Annotated in this window: 19 protein-coding genes; 7 read left to right on the forward strand and 12 right to left on the reverse strand. The window is 36.6% G+C overall.

Translation table 11 applies throughout. The annotated features are described in order from the left end of the window. The first annotated feature begins 167 nt into the window (after window positions 1-167). Window positions 168-1,055 carry a glycerophosphodiester phosphodiesterase family protein gene (locus OQX63_RS19310; protein WP_265852451.1) on the forward strand — a complete coding sequence of 296 codons (888 nt, stop codon included), beginning with the start codon at window positions 168-170 and terminating at the stop codon, window positions 1,053-1,055. A 139-nt stretch (window positions 1,056-1,194) separates the two neighbouring features. Here the strand turns inward: OQX63_RS19310 and OQX63_RS19315 are convergent, their stop codons facing one another. The 7 genes from OQX63_RS19315 to OQX63_RS19345 form a co-directional block, all read right to left on the reverse strand. Further along, on the reverse strand, window positions 1,195-1,386 hold the full coding sequence (locus OQX63_RS19315; protein ID WP_265852452.1) for a hypothetical protein: 192 nt from the start codon (window positions 1,384-1,386) through the stop codon (window positions 1,195-1,197). A 140-nt stretch (window positions 1,387-1,526) separates the two neighbouring features. After that, complete coding sequence (locus tag OQX63_RS19320; RefSeq protein ID WP_265852453.1) at window positions 1,527-2,048, reverse strand: hypothetical protein; 522 nt, start codon at window positions 2,046-2,048, stop codon at window positions 1,527-1,529. A gap of 255 nt (window positions 2,049-2,303) precedes the next feature. After that, window positions 2,304-2,807 carry a hypothetical protein gene (locus OQX63_RS19325; RefSeq protein WP_265852454.1) on the reverse strand — a complete coding sequence of 168 codons (504 nt, stop codon included), beginning with the start codon at window positions 2,805-2,807 and terminating at the stop codon, window positions 2,304-2,306. Beyond that, window positions 2,804-3,391, reverse strand: a complete 588-nt coding sequence (locus tag OQX63_RS19330; protein ID WP_265852455.1) for a class I SAM-dependent methyltransferase — start codon at window positions 3,389-3,391, stop codon at window positions 2,804-2,806. The genes OQX63_RS19325 and OQX63_RS19330 overlap by 4 nt, the downstream gene beginning before the upstream one ends. Before the next feature lie 288 nt (window positions 3,392-3,679). Next, window positions 3,680-4,642, reverse strand: coding sequence for an AAA family ATPase (locus OQX63_RS19335; RefSeq protein ID WP_265852456.1), 963 nt, complete (start codon window positions 4,640-4,642; stop codon window positions 3,680-3,682). Window positions 4,643-4,647: 5 nt separating this feature from the next. Beyond that, the gene (locus tag OQX63_RS19340; RefSeq protein WP_265852457.1) at window positions 4,648-6,006 is read right to left on the reverse strand and encodes a peptidylprolyl isomerase; all 1,359 of its coding nucleotides are present in this window, start codon (window positions 6,004-6,006) and stop codon (window positions 4,648-4,650) included. A gap of 54 nt (window positions 6,007-6,060) precedes the next feature. Continuing rightward, window positions 6,061-6,648, reverse strand: coding sequence for a hypothetical protein (locus OQX63_RS19345; protein WP_265852458.1), 588 nt, complete (start codon window positions 6,646-6,648; stop codon window positions 6,061-6,063). Window positions 6,649-6,752: 104 nt separating this feature from the next. Here OQX63_RS19345 and OQX63_RS19350 point away from each other — a divergent pair, with 104 nt between their 5' ends. Next, window positions 6,753-7,406, forward strand: coding sequence for a hypothetical protein (locus tag OQX63_RS19350; RefSeq protein WP_265852459.1), 654 nt, complete (start codon window positions 6,753-6,755; stop codon window positions 7,404-7,406). 91 nt (window positions 7,407-7,497) lie between these two features. Further along, window positions 7,498-8,070 carry a non-canonical purine NTP diphosphatase gene (locus OQX63_RS19355; protein ID WP_265852460.1) on the forward strand — a complete coding sequence of 191 codons (573 nt, stop codon included), beginning with the start codon at window positions 7,498-7,500 and terminating at the stop codon, window positions 8,068-8,070. Between the two features lie 2 nt (window positions 8,071-8,072). Here the strand turns inward: OQX63_RS19355 and OQX63_RS19360 are convergent, their stop codons facing one another. The 3 genes from OQX63_RS19360 to OQX63_RS19370 are packed head-to-tail and all read right to left on the reverse strand — an operon-like array spanning window position 8,073 to window position 11,039. Next, on the reverse strand, window positions 8,073-8,378 hold the full coding sequence (locus OQX63_RS19360) for a type II toxin-antitoxin system RelE/ParE family toxin (RefSeq protein WP_265852461.1): 306 nt from the start codon (window positions 8,376-8,378) through the stop codon (window positions 8,073-8,075). Further along, a complete protein-coding gene (locus OQX63_RS19365) occupies window positions 8,378-8,599 on the reverse strand; it encodes a hypothetical protein (RefSeq protein WP_265852462.1) in 222 nt (73 codons plus the stop codon). The genes OQX63_RS19360 and OQX63_RS19365 overlap by 1 nt, the downstream gene beginning before the upstream one ends. Before the next feature lie 37 nt (window positions 8,600-8,636). After that, window positions 8,637-11,039 carry an OstA-like protein gene (locus OQX63_RS19370; protein ID WP_265852463.1) on the reverse strand — a complete coding sequence of 801 codons (2,403 nt, stop codon included), beginning with the start codon at window positions 11,037-11,039 and terminating at the stop codon, window positions 8,637-8,639. Between the two features lie 65 nt (window positions 11,040-11,104). Between OQX63_RS19370 and tilS the strand changes: the two genes are divergently transcribed. From tilS to OQX63_RS19390, 4 genes are all read left to right on the forward strand, one after another. After that, a complete protein-coding gene (gene tilS / locus OQX63_RS19375; protein WP_265852464.1) occupies window positions 11,105-12,436 on the forward strand; it encodes a tRNA lysidine(34) synthetase TilS in 1,332 nt (443 codons plus the stop codon). Further along, window positions 12,437-12,925: a hypothetical protein gene (locus OQX63_RS19380; RefSeq protein ID WP_265852465.1), complete on the forward strand. Its 489-nt coding sequence runs from the start codon at window positions 12,437-12,439 to the stop codon at window positions 12,923-12,925. Window positions 12,926-13,389: 464 nt separating this feature from the next. Continuing rightward, window positions 13,390-14,532 (forward strand): N-acetyl-alpha-D-glucosaminyl L-malate synthase BshA, encoded by a 1,143-nt coding sequence (gene bshA, locus OQX63_RS19385; protein ID WP_265852466.1) that lies wholly within the window; start codon window positions 13,390-13,392, stop codon window positions 14,530-14,532. 256 nt (window positions 14,533-14,788) lie between these two features. After that, complete coding sequence (locus tag OQX63_RS19390; RefSeq protein ID WP_090502232.1) at window positions 14,789-15,235, forward strand: KTSC domain-containing protein; 447 nt, start codon at window positions 14,789-14,791, stop codon at window positions 15,233-15,235. 396 nt (window positions 15,236-15,631) lie between these two features. Here OQX63_RS19390 and OQX63_RS19395 read toward each other — a convergent pair whose 3' ends face one another. Then, window positions 15,632-15,925 (reverse strand): GIY-YIG nuclease family protein, encoded by a 294-nt coding sequence (locus OQX63_RS19395; protein WP_265852467.1) that lies wholly within the window; start codon window positions 15,923-15,925, stop codon window positions 15,632-15,634. 231 nt (window positions 15,926-16,156) lie between these two features. Then, window positions 16,157-16,651: an SRPBCC family protein gene (locus OQX63_RS19400; protein ID WP_265852468.1), complete on the reverse strand. Its 495-nt coding sequence runs from the start codon at window positions 16,649-16,651 to the stop codon at window positions 16,157-16,159. Window positions 16,652-16,669 lie beyond the last annotated feature (18 nt).

Here is a 16,669-nt window from a genome sequence, read left to right on the forward strand (position 1 = left end):
GCCATGGTTTGCTGATACCTTCGGGCTTAGCCCTGATTGAAGCGGCATCCTTGTAGCGCAGCGGAAAGATATAGCAGAAAGCAGGAATAAACGTTAAAAACAGCACTGTATCTGCGCTACGAAAGAAAATATTGCCAATAAAATTATCTATTTTACGTTTAAAAATCATGTATAAAAATTTACTAATCTTCTCTTTTCTCCTATTATTTTGTTTTAACGTTTCTGCTCAAAGAAAGAAATTCGATGTACAGGGTAAAGCAGGTGCACGCGGAATTATGCCCGAAAATACAGTTGAAGGCATGTTAAAAGCTATAGATTTAGGCGTTACCACCTTAGAAATGGATGCCGTGATTTCTAAAGACAAACAAGTTGTACTTTCGCAGGAGCCTTATTTTAATAATGAAATTTCGCTACAGCCTAATGGAAAAGCGATAACGTTGAAAGACCAAAAAAATTTTAACATCTACAAAATGGACTACGAGCAGATTAAAAAGTTTGATGTAGGTAGCAAAGTTCATAACCGTTTTCCCGGGCAGATGAAGTTTAAAGCTTACAAGCCCTTACTCTCCGAAACCATAGATGCAGTTGAGGCCTACGTTAAAGAACACAAACTTGCCAAACCGGTTTATAGTATTGAAACGAAAACGATTAAAAATGGCGACAATGAATTTCACCCGGAGCCTGCAGAATTTGTGGAGCTGATTATGGATGTGATTCATTCAAAAAAAATTGCTAAAAGAGTTATTATCGAATCGTTTGATATGCGTACGCTACAATATCTGCACGAGAAATATCCAAAAATACAAACCGCTTTATTGATTGATGAAAAGGAACCTTTTGAAGATTATATCGAGAAATTAGGTTTTAAACCAACTATTTATAGTCCTTATTCTGTATTGGTTGGTAAGGGGCTGGTAGACCGGTGCCATGAAATGGGTATAAAAATTATTCCTTGGACTGTGAATACAGTAAAGGATGTAAAATACTTTAAAAATTTAGGCGTAGATGGCATCATTACCGATTTTCCCAATATTATGGGACAATTGGATAAATAACGCTAATCTTAGTCTATAGGCGGTGTCTCATCGACCGAAATAAAAGTTTAGCTGGTTGGTGTGACACCAACCAATAGAAGTAGGTAAACAAAAAAAGCGCTGGTTTACAGCGCTTTTCATTTGATCCTTTTACTAATGCCTAGTGATGCGATTCAGGAGATTCTGTGTGGTGTGCTTCAGTTTTCTCATGTGAAGAAGTTTCTTCACCATGGTGGAAAATTGGTCTGGTGAAAGCCACAAGCAGAATTAAAACAATAATCCATGCCGTTAATGGCAAAGCCCAAATGCCTTTTGTTTGCTGAACCGGTGCGTGTGAATCGTGAGCTGACATATCGAATATTTTTGATTTTAAAATTTATGCTTTGTAATTGTGTGGTAAAGATAGTAACAAAATTAAAATAACAAGGGCAATTTGCCGAATAGTATTTTAAGATCAGTCCGTTATTCAAAAAGGATAAAAGGCAGCGCCTTTTATCCTTGTAAATCGTAAATCATCACTTTAGTACTATTCATTTTGCTTTTAATACGGGTTTGGTGTTCCTGTAAAGTATTCTGCTCCTCCTGAACCGCATTAAAAAGTGCTGCTTTTTTGAAATAATTTGCCGCTTCTGCAAAATTTTGTTGTTGCTCAGCATGTAAACCTAAACATTCGTAAATGTGCGATTCGCAAATGCCGGGTACAAGTAAAGCCTTTTCTGCAACCTGTTTTACCAATTTGTGCATTTTAAGTGTAATAACAAGTTCCAGGTAGGGTTTGTATACTTCCGGGAAATCAGGATCCAGCTCAATGCAACGTTTGTAATAATAACCTGCGGTTTTATAATCTTTAAAATGATGCTGATAAATATCGCCCAATTGAAAATAGGCTCTGGCATAATCGGGGTCGAAAACGATAATTTCGTTAAAATACTGAAGCGCCTTTGGTAATTCGCCCCAGTGCAATTCTTCAATGGCCTGTAGATATTTTTCTTCTACAGTGGTATAAATGTCCATAACGGATATCATTAATTTTGTTAAGCGGTATTTTGCTTAGCAAATGGGTAATTAAATTAATTTTTAAATTCTGGTTTATGCGATGATGGCAAAAACTCTAAGGGTTGGGAAGGGAATTTAAGTCAATACCCAAACCCTTTATGCCACAAGACGGGCTAAAGTGCATTTTTTGGATATGTAGTTGACGTAGCATTTCTGTAATTTTGATGCAAAGATATTTATTTTCAGTGAAATGCAAATATAAAATGAGATTTTCTACTTCATTACATGCGAAAAATAAACTATAGCATAGCTTGATAGGCAGAGTATACTGTTTGGGGCGAGCGAGTGAAACAGGTTTTCGAAGTTTTTTTGGGTGTCGATAATTTTTGCGGCTATGAACCAAAAAAACAGTGAAATGGCAATATCCAAAAAATCAAAACGGCCATTGGTAAGGTGAATTAACTGCATCAGCTCTAAACCAATAGCAAAAACAAGTGGAATGAAAACACAATTGATGCGCTTTTGATACAGGTTGAAATAAAATTCTTTTGAGGTTAAAGTGATGCAGAAAACCCATAAACCTTCAGGTAGCGAATAAATAATGTATTTATTTAGGGGAAGAGCTAAATTGATTGAACTTTTAAGACCATCGTAAGTTTTAAAAGAAAACAGGTAGATCACCAGCTGATTGATCAGTGTTTTATCGGTTCTGTAAAATACATAAATAAACAAACTGAAGATCATTGCAAAGAAAATATACCAATAATGTTTTTTCAAGGCTTAGCGAAAATTAGAATTCTAAAATAGGAGAACGGTTTTAAAATAATTTCTTTTTCCAGTTTAAATTGATTGATCCCCATAATATCTTTTAGGTAAAATAAGGATTTTAAATGAAACCATTTTGACCAGAAGTTAAAAATGCGGTCTGTATATTTTAACCCATTATCAGGGGTGAAATGATTTAAGATAAGGAGTTTTCCGTTGGATTTTAAAACCCGATGGCATTGTGTTAAAAGTTTTTCAGGATTATCTGCAACGGCAATAACATGTGATAAAACCACATAATCGAAGGTATTGTCTTCAAAATTAAGTTCTTCACCGTTCATTTGGAAAAGTTCGATGTTGCCCATTTGGTTCTTCATGGCGGCACTTAACATTGATGTAGAAATTTCTATCCCGGTTATTTTATGGTTTTTGTATAAGTGAAAATGCGAACCGTTCCCCACACCGATTTCCAATAAATTTCCATAAGGCAATTGATTGATCCCGTTGAAGAATTTTTTCTTTTGAGGTTTAAGAAAAAGATCAACCAGTGGGTATAAAAATGAAAAACGGTTATAGAAATTGGTTTGAGCGCTCAATTTTTTAGATTTAAGTGTTAAATCTAATTAAAGCATTTTTAATTTGCCGCCTGTGCCTTAAAATATTAACGAATTGCAAATCCCGGCTGTTGGGAATCTTAAGGCGCTTGAAAAGCCGCGAAGAATCGTCATTGCGAGAAAGGCTTTTTCAGCCAACGAAGCAATCTTTCTTGTAATGATCGCTAACATGAAAGATTGCTTCGTCGTACCTCCTCGCAATGACGGTTTTTACATGGAGTCTGTCAATGGAAGCGGAGCATAGCGTAGTCGAGATGACGATTCTATTTACTACAATAAATCTTTAATGATTTTTTCGATGGATAAACCTTCGGCTTCGGCGCGGTAGTTACGAACAATACGGTGACGTAAAATAGGTTCAGCAACTGCTTTAACATCTTCGATATCTGGTGAGTATTTTCCGGTTACTGCAGCATGGCATTTTGCGCCTAACACCAAAAATTGTGAAGCACGCGGACCAGCACCCCAGCTAATGTATTTGTTTACTGTATCGGTAGCAAATTCTGTATTCGGACGGGTTTTCGTTGCCAGTTTTACTGCATATTCCAGTACATTATCAGTTACGGGAATATCACGGATCAGTTTCTGAAAATATTGGATATCATCTGCATGGATAATTTTCTGCAGCTGGATGGTTTTATTGCTCGTGGTGTTTTTTACGATGTTTAACTCATCTGCAAAAGCAGGATAATTTAATTGGATATTGAACATAAAGCGGTCTAATTGAGCTTCGGGTAGGGGATATGTTCCTTCCTGTTCAATTGGGTTTTGCGTAGCCAGAACGAAAAATGGCTTCGGCAGGGCATGTGTTTGCCCGGCTGCGGTTACCGATTTCTCCTGCATGGCCTCTAACAGCGCCGCTTGCGTTTTTGGTGGCGTACGGTTAATTTCATCAGCAAGAATAATATTGGAAAAAACAGGCCCTTTTATAAATTTAAAGTGCCTGTCTTCTCCTAAAATCTCCGCACCGATAATGTCGCTTGGCATTAAATCAGGCGTAAACTGGATCCTGTTGAAATTAAGATCAAGAACGGAAGCCACGGTTTGTACAAGTAAAGTTTTAGCCAATCCGGGTACGCCAACCAACAGACAATGTCCGTTGCTAAAAATGGCGATTAAAACAGATTTTATGATGTCATCTTGTCCAACTACTACTTTGCTTATTTCAGCTTTAATGTTGTTGAAAGATTGATGAAGTGCATCAACAGCTTCTACTTCGTTCTTATACTGCATTGGTGTTATTTTGCGGCCGTGGTTTTTGTCCAGATTTTTAATTCATCACAGGTGTTAAATTCGTCATCGATTTTAATGTATGTACTTTCGCGACGTTTTTGAAACCATTCGCTTAAAGTACGATTAATTTTATCACTTTGTGCGGCATCTCTGATTTTTGGAAAATCTTGAGCTAAGTTTGCCTTGTGTGGTGGAATTTTAGATTTTAGATATAAAATGCGGTAACCTTGTTTTCCATCAGCTGCAGTAAATAAATCCGGTTTGGAAATACCACCGATTTTCATGCTATCGATTACCAAAAAAACCGAAGGATCTAATTTATCAACCGGAATAAAGGTGCTTCTTGCCTGAACGTCCTGTGCATTAAGCATCATACCGCCATTGTATTTCGTTTCTTTATTATCTGAATATAGATTTGCAGCAGCAGCGAAACTTAATTTTTTACCCATAAGGTTATTATAAATGCTATCTGCATGTAACTTTAAACGTGTTAAGCTTTCTGGTGTAGTTTTAGGCATAATTAAAATATGTCTAACATGTACCTGCTCGCCCCTACGCTCCAAAACCTGTAAAAAGTGGAAGCCATAATCTGTTTCGAACACTGGTGAAATTTCTCCTGCTTTTAATTTAAATGCCCAGGCCGTAAATTCTTTAACCATGGTGTTCCTATCAATAAAGCCATAATCACCACCATCTGATGCAGAACCCGGATCTTCAGAATAGGTTTTTGCCAAAACACCCATATCCTCACCACTTTTAACCCTTAAACGAAGTGCTTCAATCTTATCGCGGAATTTCTGTTTTTCTGCCCTGGTTAACTTCGGGTTTAAAATGATTTCACCAACTTCAACTTCTGTATTGAATTCTGGAATGCTATCGCCTAATGATTTGAAGTATTTCTCCACTTCCATTGGCGTTACATTAATATTTTCGGTGATTTTTTGCTGCATTTTATTTGCAATCAATTCATCTTTTATTGATGGTCTGATTTCATCTTTATACTGTAGTACCGATTTGTTTAAGAACTGCTCCAAACGCTCTTGCCCGCCGGCACGTTGCATGCTGTAACGCATACGCTTGTTTACTTCATCATCAACGGCACCATCTTCAACCATCACCGAATCGATTTCGGCTTGTTGTTTAAGTAATTTTTGGGTTAAGGTTTGTTGTAATATTTTACACTTAATATCATTGTTCGGTTGGTTACCCTGATAAAGATATTGCGTGTATTGTTGGTTTAAGTCAGATAGCAGGATAATATTATTTCCTACAACAGCAGCAACTTTATCTACAGTGTGTTTTTGAGCAAAACTGTTTAAAAACAGGCAAATTAAAGTGGTTGCTACTAAAAAAACTTTCTTCATTCTATTTGTTATATTTTTCAAATTTAATACTTATCGTCAAACAAAATCAGGTGTTTATAACTTGGCAAGTTTCTTCAGCTCACTTTCATTAATTTTAATCTGATATTTTTGTTTCAGGCTTTTTAGCCATTTTTCTTCTAAACGCTGTTGGTAATCAGCAATTACTGCTCCCCGCACTTCATTTAGAGGTTTATTGTAATTCTTTTGGTTTTTAACGTAAAATTCATTTATGGCCTGCTCATCTTCCTGTGCCTTATTCCAGATTTTTTGTTCCGAAACATTGAACATTAAAACACCTTCCCGGTATTCATTCAATAAGAAATCATGGTCTTTACTACTAACCCCAGCTTTTTTATGTTTGGCCAATGCATCTTCATAAGTTTTAATTTCTTGCTGGTAATCTGCGTCTTTATCCAATCCCATCTCGCGGGCATCTAAAACCTTAAGCTTAAAATTTATGTACAAGTTTAAATAGGCTTGTAAAGTATCGTACGGCACACTAACATTTCCGTTATGGCTTTTTTTGTACGCCCACGTAAATTCTTTAGCACTTATTGATTTTCCGTTTACCACAGCAACGTTTTGTGCAAACGAAATGCTATAAATAAAGCTGAAAACGAATAGGGAGTAAGCTTTCTTCACGCAGAGCACTCTATAAATTTTAAGGGATAAAAGTAACAATTAGCAGGGCTATTATAAGATATTTAACTAATTTTAACAGAAATTATTATCCAACAAAAATACGAATGGAAAACCAGGTTACCAACAATGCGAATGCTTTACGTTTATTTTTTACTGAAGAGGTTTTCTTGGTAAAGGATGAAAGTGTAGAAATTCTGCCTTTACGTAATGTTGAGCCGGTTTTTATTGCTGAAAATGTTTCTGTTAAAGCAACAGAAGAACCTGTTTTAAAGTCAGAAATAGCTCAAATTCCTGCGATTAATCCTACAAATTCGCCTAAAGTTTATCCACAAGGTCCTGAAATTCCGCATATTGTGGCAGAATCTGCACCGGAAAAAATATTTAAATTTTTGGGTGGAAATAAAAAATCAGTACTCATTTTAGTTAATGATAGTGAACATGATGTAAGTACCGAACAGGGTAGAGAACTTTTGCGGAAAATTGTTAAAGCTGTAGATTTGGGTACTCCAGATTTTGCCCTTCTAAATTATTCAAATTATAAAGGAACAGATTTCGTAGCGTTGCACCGGTTTTTCAAACCTGCCATTATGTTATCTTTCGGAGTAGCGTTTGCCGACCTAAAATTGAACCTTACCTGGCAGAATGAAATCATCGCTCATGAAACCACCAGAATTATCTTTGCTCCAAATCTCCATCATCTGGATAGCGATTTAAATGCTAAAAAAATGCTTTGGGGGCACCTTCAGAAAATTAAATAAGCAAGTAATAAAGAAACGTTTAACTTTTCAAACCCTATACCCTATACCCTATACCCTATACCCTATACCCTATACCATTTACCTTCCTAAAATGAAAAAACTTGTATTTGCAACCAATAACCAACATAAAACTGAAGAAATACGTGCTGCACTTAAAGGTAAATACGAAGTGTTAAATCTGGAAGACATTGGATGTTTGGTTGATATTCCTGAAACTGCTGATACTTTTGAAGGCAATGCAACTTTAAAGAGCAGTTATGTAGTTAAACATTTTAATTTGGATTGTTTTGCCGATGATAGCGGTTTAGAAGTTGAAGCCTTAAATAACGAACCTGGCGTGTATTCTGCTCGATATTCTGGCAGCAGGGATAGCTTAGAAAATATTCAAATGGTTTTGGCAAAGCTTGAGGGGAATCCAAACAGAAAAGCAAGGTTTAAAACGGTAATTTCCTTGATGCAGGATGGGAAAAATCATATTTTTGAGGGTGTAATAGATGGGACCATCAGAACAGCTTTATCAGGTTCTAAGGGTTTCGGTTATGATCCTATCTTCCAGCCAGACGGTTATGAGATTACATTCGCTGAAATGGATATGGCAGAGAAGAATAAAATTAGCCACAGGGCTATTGCATTAAAAAAGATGTTGGTTTTTTTGAAGGGATAGAACTATAAAAATCTTTTTTTCTTTTTACCACTTTGTCGATTATCTATAATAAAAGTTACGATCTCTAAAGTGTTGCTTTTTCGTTTAATTCGGTACACAACAGATATATGTGGTATGATGATGCCTATATGTGTATTCTTTGTTTTGTATGTTTTTCTTGAGATCAACGGTTCTTCAGATAGTGTTTCGAGATAACTAAAAACCCTTGTTACGAATTTTTTTACCTCTATTTCTGTCCAGTTGTCTTTTAGATAATCAATATTTTGTTGGAAAGTTTCACCAGCCTTTTTAGACCAAATAATATCCATTATACACTGAATCTTTTTTTAGCCTCTTCGTGGCTAAAACTTTCGCCACGATCAAGTTGATTTATACCTTCTATAATGTCGTTTTGCTGGTTACTGTTTAATCCATCAAACCAGTCAAAGTCTCGTGCGGTAATTAGCGATTTAATATCCCTAATTAGACTTTCATCATTCGAATTAATGATCTGTTGAAGTATATTTAGTTTTTCCGATTGTAAATCCATAAATAAATTTAACCATTATTTAGCGAATACCCAAAAACTACATTTTACGAACCGCCTTTTTCACCTGAACCGAATCTTTTTTTGGCAGGATAGGTTTAATGCCGAGGTTTGCAGTATCTACCGGTTTAGTTTGAGGCGATTTTTGATCAACTTTTAAGCTATCTTTCTCTAAAGTAATTTTGGATTTAACAGCAGGTGCCGTTGTTAATGGTTTACTTGCTGCTGCTTTTGCACCAGTCCCAGTTTTAGCCACAACTGTTTTCGCTTTTGTTTTCGGTTTAGCTTTGCCAGATGAGCCAATAGCATCTTTCTTTGATTTCGGACGTTCGGTAGGTTTCCATGAAAATCCTTTTAATACATGGTCTTTAGCAATCGTATTTTCGGGATTCAAAGCCCCCTCTATTCCTTTAATATATACAATCTCCTCAATGGCATTTTCTTTATCCTTAAAGATGAACTTTATCCTGCTACTTAAGGTTTGGTTCATTTCTTTATACACTTTTGTGCTGTCATCCTGGGTGTAATAAATGCTTTCGGCGTTGCCATCCACATATAAGGTTTTAAATTTCCCGTTGGTAAAGAAACCTGTCATCAACCTACCTTTTATTTGATTAAACCTTAACGAATCTTTTGGCGTATTTACTAAAAATGCATTCCTAAAAGCCTGTAAATTATTTAGTTTCTTATTCTTGAACTGAACAAATATAGTATCGCCAACCTGCTGAGAACCTTCCGACCAGATGATCGGGTTGCTGTAGCAACGTAAGGTAGAATCGGCACTGGTATAAAACAGACTGTCGGTTTTAGCCTGTATATTCGTTTTAAAAATCTTAACGCCATGGTAAGCCTTTATAATACGCGTTTGAACGGTATCAGCCGGGTTAAATTTAGCCGTATCAGTTTTTAATGCACCTGCTTTTAAATTCCCCAGAACTTTCGTTAAATTATCTTTGCTACCAGGTTTTGTGATGTTTTTTTGCAGGCTGTCAACATTGGCTTTCGGAATATCCTTTGCCAAAGGAGAAGCCTTGTCAGTGATCTTTTTTTGTAAACTATCGATGTTGGTTTTCGATAGGTTTTTTGTAATCAAATTGGTTTTGTCAGCTAGTTTTTTCAGACTGTCTGTTTTAAGCTTAGGCAGATTTTTTATTATTGAATCGGCTTTTGCCTTTAAAATATTGCTTTTTTGCAAACTGTCCAAATTAACTTTAGGCAGTCCTTTGCCAAGTGAATCTACTTTTGATTTTAAACTATCGATACTTTTATCTTTCAGGTTTAGCTTGTCTTCTGTTTCAGCATCACCTTGTTTTTTCTTTTTATCAGCCTTGTTATTTCTGGAATTACGCTTATTTCTATCTTCTTTTTGGCTTGATTCAGGTTCTGTTTTATATTTTGGTTCGCCTTTTTCTTTCTTCCCGCCATCTTCATCATCCTCCCCAACCTGGTTGTCAGCTTTTATGGAAATTTTAGGCACTAATTTCAAGGTTTTCTGCAGCACCATCTGCGTTTCCAGCGTATCTGCACCCATCCATAAACTATCAGGCCTTTTTTTATTCTTCACCATGACCGAATCTTCCGTGCCAATTCCCAGGTATGCATTACGGGTAACCAAGGTCCGTTGATCCAGTTTGTAGTAGTAGCCTAAATCGCCAAACATTTTCATCTTATCCTTGGTGTCAGAGAAAACGATGTTTTTAACCGCTTTACCAACGCCCTGTTTACCATAATAATATAAACTATCTCCTTTTAGAGATCGCGTACCCTGTGTATAGAGATTTTTCTTTCCAAAAAAAGCATCTTCTGTAAAAGTATTGTATTGGCCATTTTCTGTATACAGGTTATCATCTTTACCCTTGATATTGGTTGGTCCGTAAAAATAGGTCCATTTATCCTGGGTATTGTAACTCATGGTATCGGATTTAATGGTCGATTGAGGCGTAACCACTACCACATCATATTTAAAATAAGCAACATTTCTTTGGCTAAAGTAATATCCATTTTTACTGGTAAGGGTTACATCCTTATTTACAATTTTGCCACCACTGGTATAAGTTCCGATTTTAGTGAGTGTGTTGTAATCCAATATATTAGTAGTTAAAACGGAAGTAGGATCAACCATTCTTACATTTCCTGTTAAATGTGCTTGTTTTTTATTTCCATCATATTCGAGCTGATCGGAATAGATATCTGTGTTTTCCTGATGGATATGAACTTTCCTGTAAGCCTCGAAATAATTCCGCTCACTATAAAATACCGCGCTATCACAGGCTAGGGTAGCGTTGTCCTGTTGAAAAACAGGAAAATTAAGGTAGGTTGCTTTCTTTTTTATGTCGCCAGAGATATGCTGATAAGAAACAATTTTAATTTTCGAAGCAGGTTGCTGGCCGAATAAAAATGCCGGACTGATTAAAAGGAATAAAAAGACAAATAGTTTTTGCACACTACAAAGTTAGTTTTTTGTTCCGAACGTTCGGAATACCAGTTAAAATTAAATATTTTTGATGGATGTTACCCCTTAGTCAATTTCAGGATTTTATTGAACAGCAAAAATTATTTGTTCAGGGTAATCGCATTCTTTTGGCTGTAAGTGGGGGAAAGGATTCGGTATTAATGCTGCATTTGTTTAAAGCAATAGGTGTTGATGTTGGTGTGGCACATTGTAATTTTAATTTGCGAGCTGATGAAGCGCAACGTGATGAAAGTTTTGTTGCATTATTGGCCGAAAATTTTGAGTTACCTTTTTATGTAACGCATTTTGATACCAAAAAATATGCAACCGAAAATAAAATTTCTACCCAGATGGCCGCACGCGATCTGCGCTATAATTGGTTTGAAGAAATTAGGCGTACAGCTGGGTACGATTATATAGCCCTGGCGCAGCATCAGAACGATGCGGTAGAAACTATACTCATTAACCTTACGCGTGGTACAGGCATAAGTGGATTGCATGGCATTTTACCTAAGCGTGATTTTCTGATCAGGCCTTTACTTTTTTTAAACCGCCAGCAGATTGATGAATTAGTAAGGATTAATAACATAGATTTTGTAGAGGATAGTTCGAATGTAAGTACAAAATATACAAGGAATAAAATCAGGCTGCAGGTGGTACCGCATCTGCAGGAAATCAACCCTAATCTCGAAAAAACATTTGCTGAAAATATAGCACGTTTCGCTGAATTAGAAGCTTTTTTGGATATTCAGGTGCAAAAACTTGCTGATGAAATCCTGATTCAAAGAAGTGATGGTGTTTATATTTCCCTGGATGAGATTTCCAGACTAAACCCGCAAAAGCTAATGCTTTACGAGTTGCTTAAGCCTTTTAATTTTGGTGAAAATGTAGTGTATGAGATTATAGATAGTTTAAAGGCCTTAAGTGGTACGCATTTTTTTAGCACTACACACCAGGCAATTATCAATAGAAATGATCTGGTAATTGTTGAAAAGAATATATCGGTTACAGCTAATCAGTTTATTCATCCCACAACAGAAAACATCGCCTTTGGCAACGCAGAAATTTCTTTGATGTTTACTGATGAAGTTAAATTCGAAGTGTATACGGATAAAGCTTTTGTAAATGCAGATAAATTAATTTTCCCGTTGGTACTGCGGAACTGGCAACATGGAGATAAATTTATTCCATTGGGCATGCGTAACCCTAAAAAGGTAAGTGATTATTTTATCGATGCGAAAGTTCCCTTACATTTGAAAAGCACTACGCCAATTCTGGTTAACGGGAATGGTGAAATTATCTGGATTGCTGGTATGCGGCAGGATAACCGATATAAATTAACTACAGCAACAAAAAAAGTTGCTATATTCGGACTCAAAATTAAATAAGTGGAAAGCAAGTACGCCTATATCGAAAAACAATACATCGGACGTGATTATGTGCGCATTTTCATCAGGCTTATTATGGCTGCTTTCTGTTTTGGTGCATACGTTTACGAGCGCGATCGTGACAATACGCAGGATCTTTTCCTTGTTGTAGGCTTCGGGATCATAGGTGTTTCGATGCTTTTGCTTTTCCTCATCCAGTACAAAATCGTTGTAGATAATGGTAGTGTTATATTGGATGGCCTTTGGACGACCAAGCGTGTTAAGATCGACCTTAAAAGTATTATAGATGTACGTAAGGCTACCTACAGCCGTTATTTTTTCAATAATCCGGTTTATAACCTGCATACAAAAGGTACGATTCGTTTTTATTCATCAGGTAAGGATGCAGTGGTACTAACCGATCGGGATGGCCTGGAATATTTTATTGGTACCCAAAGGCCTAATGAACTTTTCCTGGTGATAAAAGAAGAAATGCGCAATCTTAAATAGTTTACTAAAAACTACTATTGATTTTGAGGCCAAAACTAATGGCTAATATATAGTTATAGAAATCCATTTTTGTTTTGGAAAGCAGCTGCAGATGGTTATAGGTTAATGCTGTCCCGCTATCTCTCTTGCTCCCGTAAGAAAAAACGGGGAGCATTCGTTCTATCGGTTTTAGATTGGTTAGGTTATGGCAACTATGCCTGGTTTCCGGGCCACAGCCTTAAGTTCTTAGCCCTGATTGGAGCGGCAGCCCCTGAGGTACGAAGGGCTACAGCGTAAAGCAGGAATTAACTTTAAAAAGGACTTGTGGTACTGCGCTGCAAAATAAGCATAACACACGTTACTGTTCAAGCGCGAAGAGAAGGTTATAACAATATGATATTAATATTATAACTTTTATTGCAATAAACCGACACGCATTATAGATTAAAATCGGCTACATTTGCGCTAACAACAATACATTTACGATGAAGATAGGAATTGTTTGCTACCCCACTTTTGGCGGTAGTGGAGTAGTTGCAACAGAACTAGGTAAAGCGCTGGCTAACGAGGGGCACCAGGTTCACTTTATTACTTACAGTCAGCCCGCCAGGCTCGATTTCTTTTCTTCCAATCTGTTTTATCACGAGGTATCGGTAAGGGATTATCCGCTTTTCGATTATGCTCCATACGAATCGGCGCTGGCCAGCAAACTGGTAGATGTTGTTCGGTTTGAGCAATTGGATGTATTACACGTTCATTATGCCATTCCACATGCCTCTGCTGCTTTTATGGCGAAGCAGATTTTAGCCAGCTATGGACTTCACATCCCAGTGGTTACTACTTTGCACGGTACTGATATTACTTTAGTGGGTAAAGACCCGACATATAAACCCGTGGTTACTTTTTCTATTAATCAAAGCGATGGTGTAACTACCGTGTCGGAAGATTTGAAAGAAGATACCTATAACCATTTCGAGATTACAAAAGAAATTAAGGTCATACCGAATTTTATCGATTTTTCGCGCTTTAGTTTACAGGCAAAAGGACATTTTAAAAAAGCGATTGCGCCAAATAATGAGCGTATTTTAATCCACACCAGTAATTTCAGAAAAGTGAAACGTACGGCTGATGTGATCAGGATTTTCGAAAAAGTACAGGCCGTTATTCCTTCAAAACTTTTAATGGTAGGGGACGGACCTGAACGCGCTTATGATGAGCAGTTGTGCAGATCGTTGAATATTTGTGAAAACGTGAGGTTTTTAGGTAAGCAAGATGCAGTTGAAGAAATTTTATCGGTTTCAGATCTTTTCTTAATGCCTTCAGAATCTGAAAGTTTTGGTTTGGCAGCATTAGAAGCAATGGCTTGTAAAGTGCCTGCAATTACCACGAATGCCGGCGGTTTACCAGAACTTAATGTGGACGGCTTTTGCGGTTACATGAGCGATGTTGGTGACGTAGACGCGATGGCTGCACATGCCATTGAAATTTTAAAAGATGACGAAACGCTTAACCGTTTTAAAGAAAATGCATTTAAAAGGGCGCAGGATTTCGATTTAAACAAGATTCTGCCAGTTTATATCGACTACTACAAAGAAGTAATCGAAAAATCATTACAGGCTAAATATTAGTAGTCAGAAAGATATTTATGGATTTGTCAAAAGTTTTGCTGCGCTGTGCTTGCGTTGCAAAACTTTTTTATTTATGTGGGTTTCATTGTAATAGACACTTCTGAATTTCTCAAAAGGTCATTCGCATCAACAATATTAGAGAAAAGTAAACTTTCTCAAAATCAAATGATTATAAATTGTATCTTTGCAGCTTGAAACGGTTTGGCGGTTAAAAATTCCTAAATCATTTCGGCAAAATTAAAAAGAGGTTACCCAAATGAAGAAAATTGTTGATTACAGAAAGCTTTTGAGCGTAGATAAAAATGCTGAATTAAAAGAGCTTAAATCTGTGTACCGTACATTGATGAAAGATTGTCACCCTGATAAATTTCAGCAAGAGGAAGAGAAGTTGGATGCAGAAGCGAGAAGTAAAGAAATTATCGAGGCTTACCATTTCCTGGTAAGTATTGCGCCTGAAACACGCGAACAAAATATCGAAACATATACACAAACGACTACCTTGTCGAACATTCAGGATTTCGAATACAAACAACAGGTGTTAAATATCCAGTTTTTTGATGGAAGTGTTTACGAATATTTCGATGTGCCAAAAGCAATTTACGTGAAATTGGTTAATGCTGATTCTCCAGGCCGTTTTGCCCGCAGGCATATTTTTAATGAATTCCCGTATCGTAATGTGGCCAGGGTTGCAGAACCGGCATAGTACGTAATCATATATTATTTAAATGGCTCCAATGAAAATCGGGGCCATTTTTATTTCATTACGGTAGTGTGGAGTACTTCGTTACTTTATATGCCCTGGAACGAGTTCAGGGTGACGATCGCTCGTGAATTCCGTCATACTGAACTTGTTTCAGTATCTTTCATGCTGTAAATATCCTGGGATAAACTCAAGATAAACGATGGTGGGATAAATTCTTCATATTGAACTAGTTTCAGTATCTATCGTATTAGCGTTTTCTTATTAATACGCTGAAATAAATTCAGGATGAGTGTTCAGGCGTTCCGTCATACTAAACTTGTTTCAGTATCTATTATGCTATTAAGATCCTGAGATGAACTCAGGGTGACGATCGTGTGGAATGTGCGTCATCTTGCTTTATTCGAGGGTTTTAAACAAATCGTTCCAATTTGGGTTATTTTGATTAATCAGATTTATCTTCCAAGCTCTCTTCCAGTTTTTGAGTTGTTTTTCTTTCGCAATGGCTTCCTCGATAGAATCGAACTGCTCATAATAAACGAGTTTACTACAATTGTATTTTGCTGTAAATGAATCTGGATATTTCTTCTCTTTATGTTCGATAATCCTAAAATACAACTCCGAAGTAACACCGATGTATAAGACGGTGTAGGTATGATTAGTTAAAATGTAAACACAGCCACCTCGTTCCATAACCTCTGTTGTTTTATTTCATTTATTTTCTTCCAATAAAGATGCTGAAATAAATTCAGCAGGACGCCCGAGTAAGATAAAGGGGCTTAATTTATTTACGCATATCGTCATACTGAACTTGTTTCAGTATCTATCATGCTATAAAGATCCTGAGATGAACTCAGGATGACGAGCGGGTTAGATGCTTGTCTAGCTGAATTAGTTTCAGTATTTATTGATAAATCCATCACCTCAATTATTCAACATGGGTTTAAAGCGGTTATCTTTGTTTCTTAAGTCTAATCCCCCTTCATAAACGGATTTTAAATTAACCAGATAAAAACTCCAGCCATTGTGGCAACCCAGGCGGATGTTGCGCTTTGAATGATCATCTTCAGGGATATTCTTTTGGGTCAGTTCCAATATAGTATACTCAAATTCCTCGTAGAGTTTAATGCCAACTAAACAATCTCCAGCAAAGGTGAATTGAAAATAATCCAGGCCATTTGCTTCAGTTACTTTTCCGGTTTCGATATCGTGATATAAATACCATGTCCATCGGTAACGATCACCTTTAAGTGCATGCTGATTTTTATCAAGCAAGACCTCATTTTCATCTGTGAATGAGGCATCATTTAAAAACCATTTTTCAATTTCGCTGGCCTTTGTCCATGCGTTGTATATATCCGCAAGTTTAGCTTTAATGGCAATCCTCATCGTAAACCTTGTCCAATCGAAGTTTTCCATTGGCTAAATTTTAACTGG

Origin of the sequence: Pedobacter sp. PF22-3 (genome assembly GCF_026239555.1) — a bacterium.
Lineage (GTDB): Bacteria > Bacteroidota > Bacteroidia > Sphingobacteriales > Sphingobacteriaceae > Pedobacter.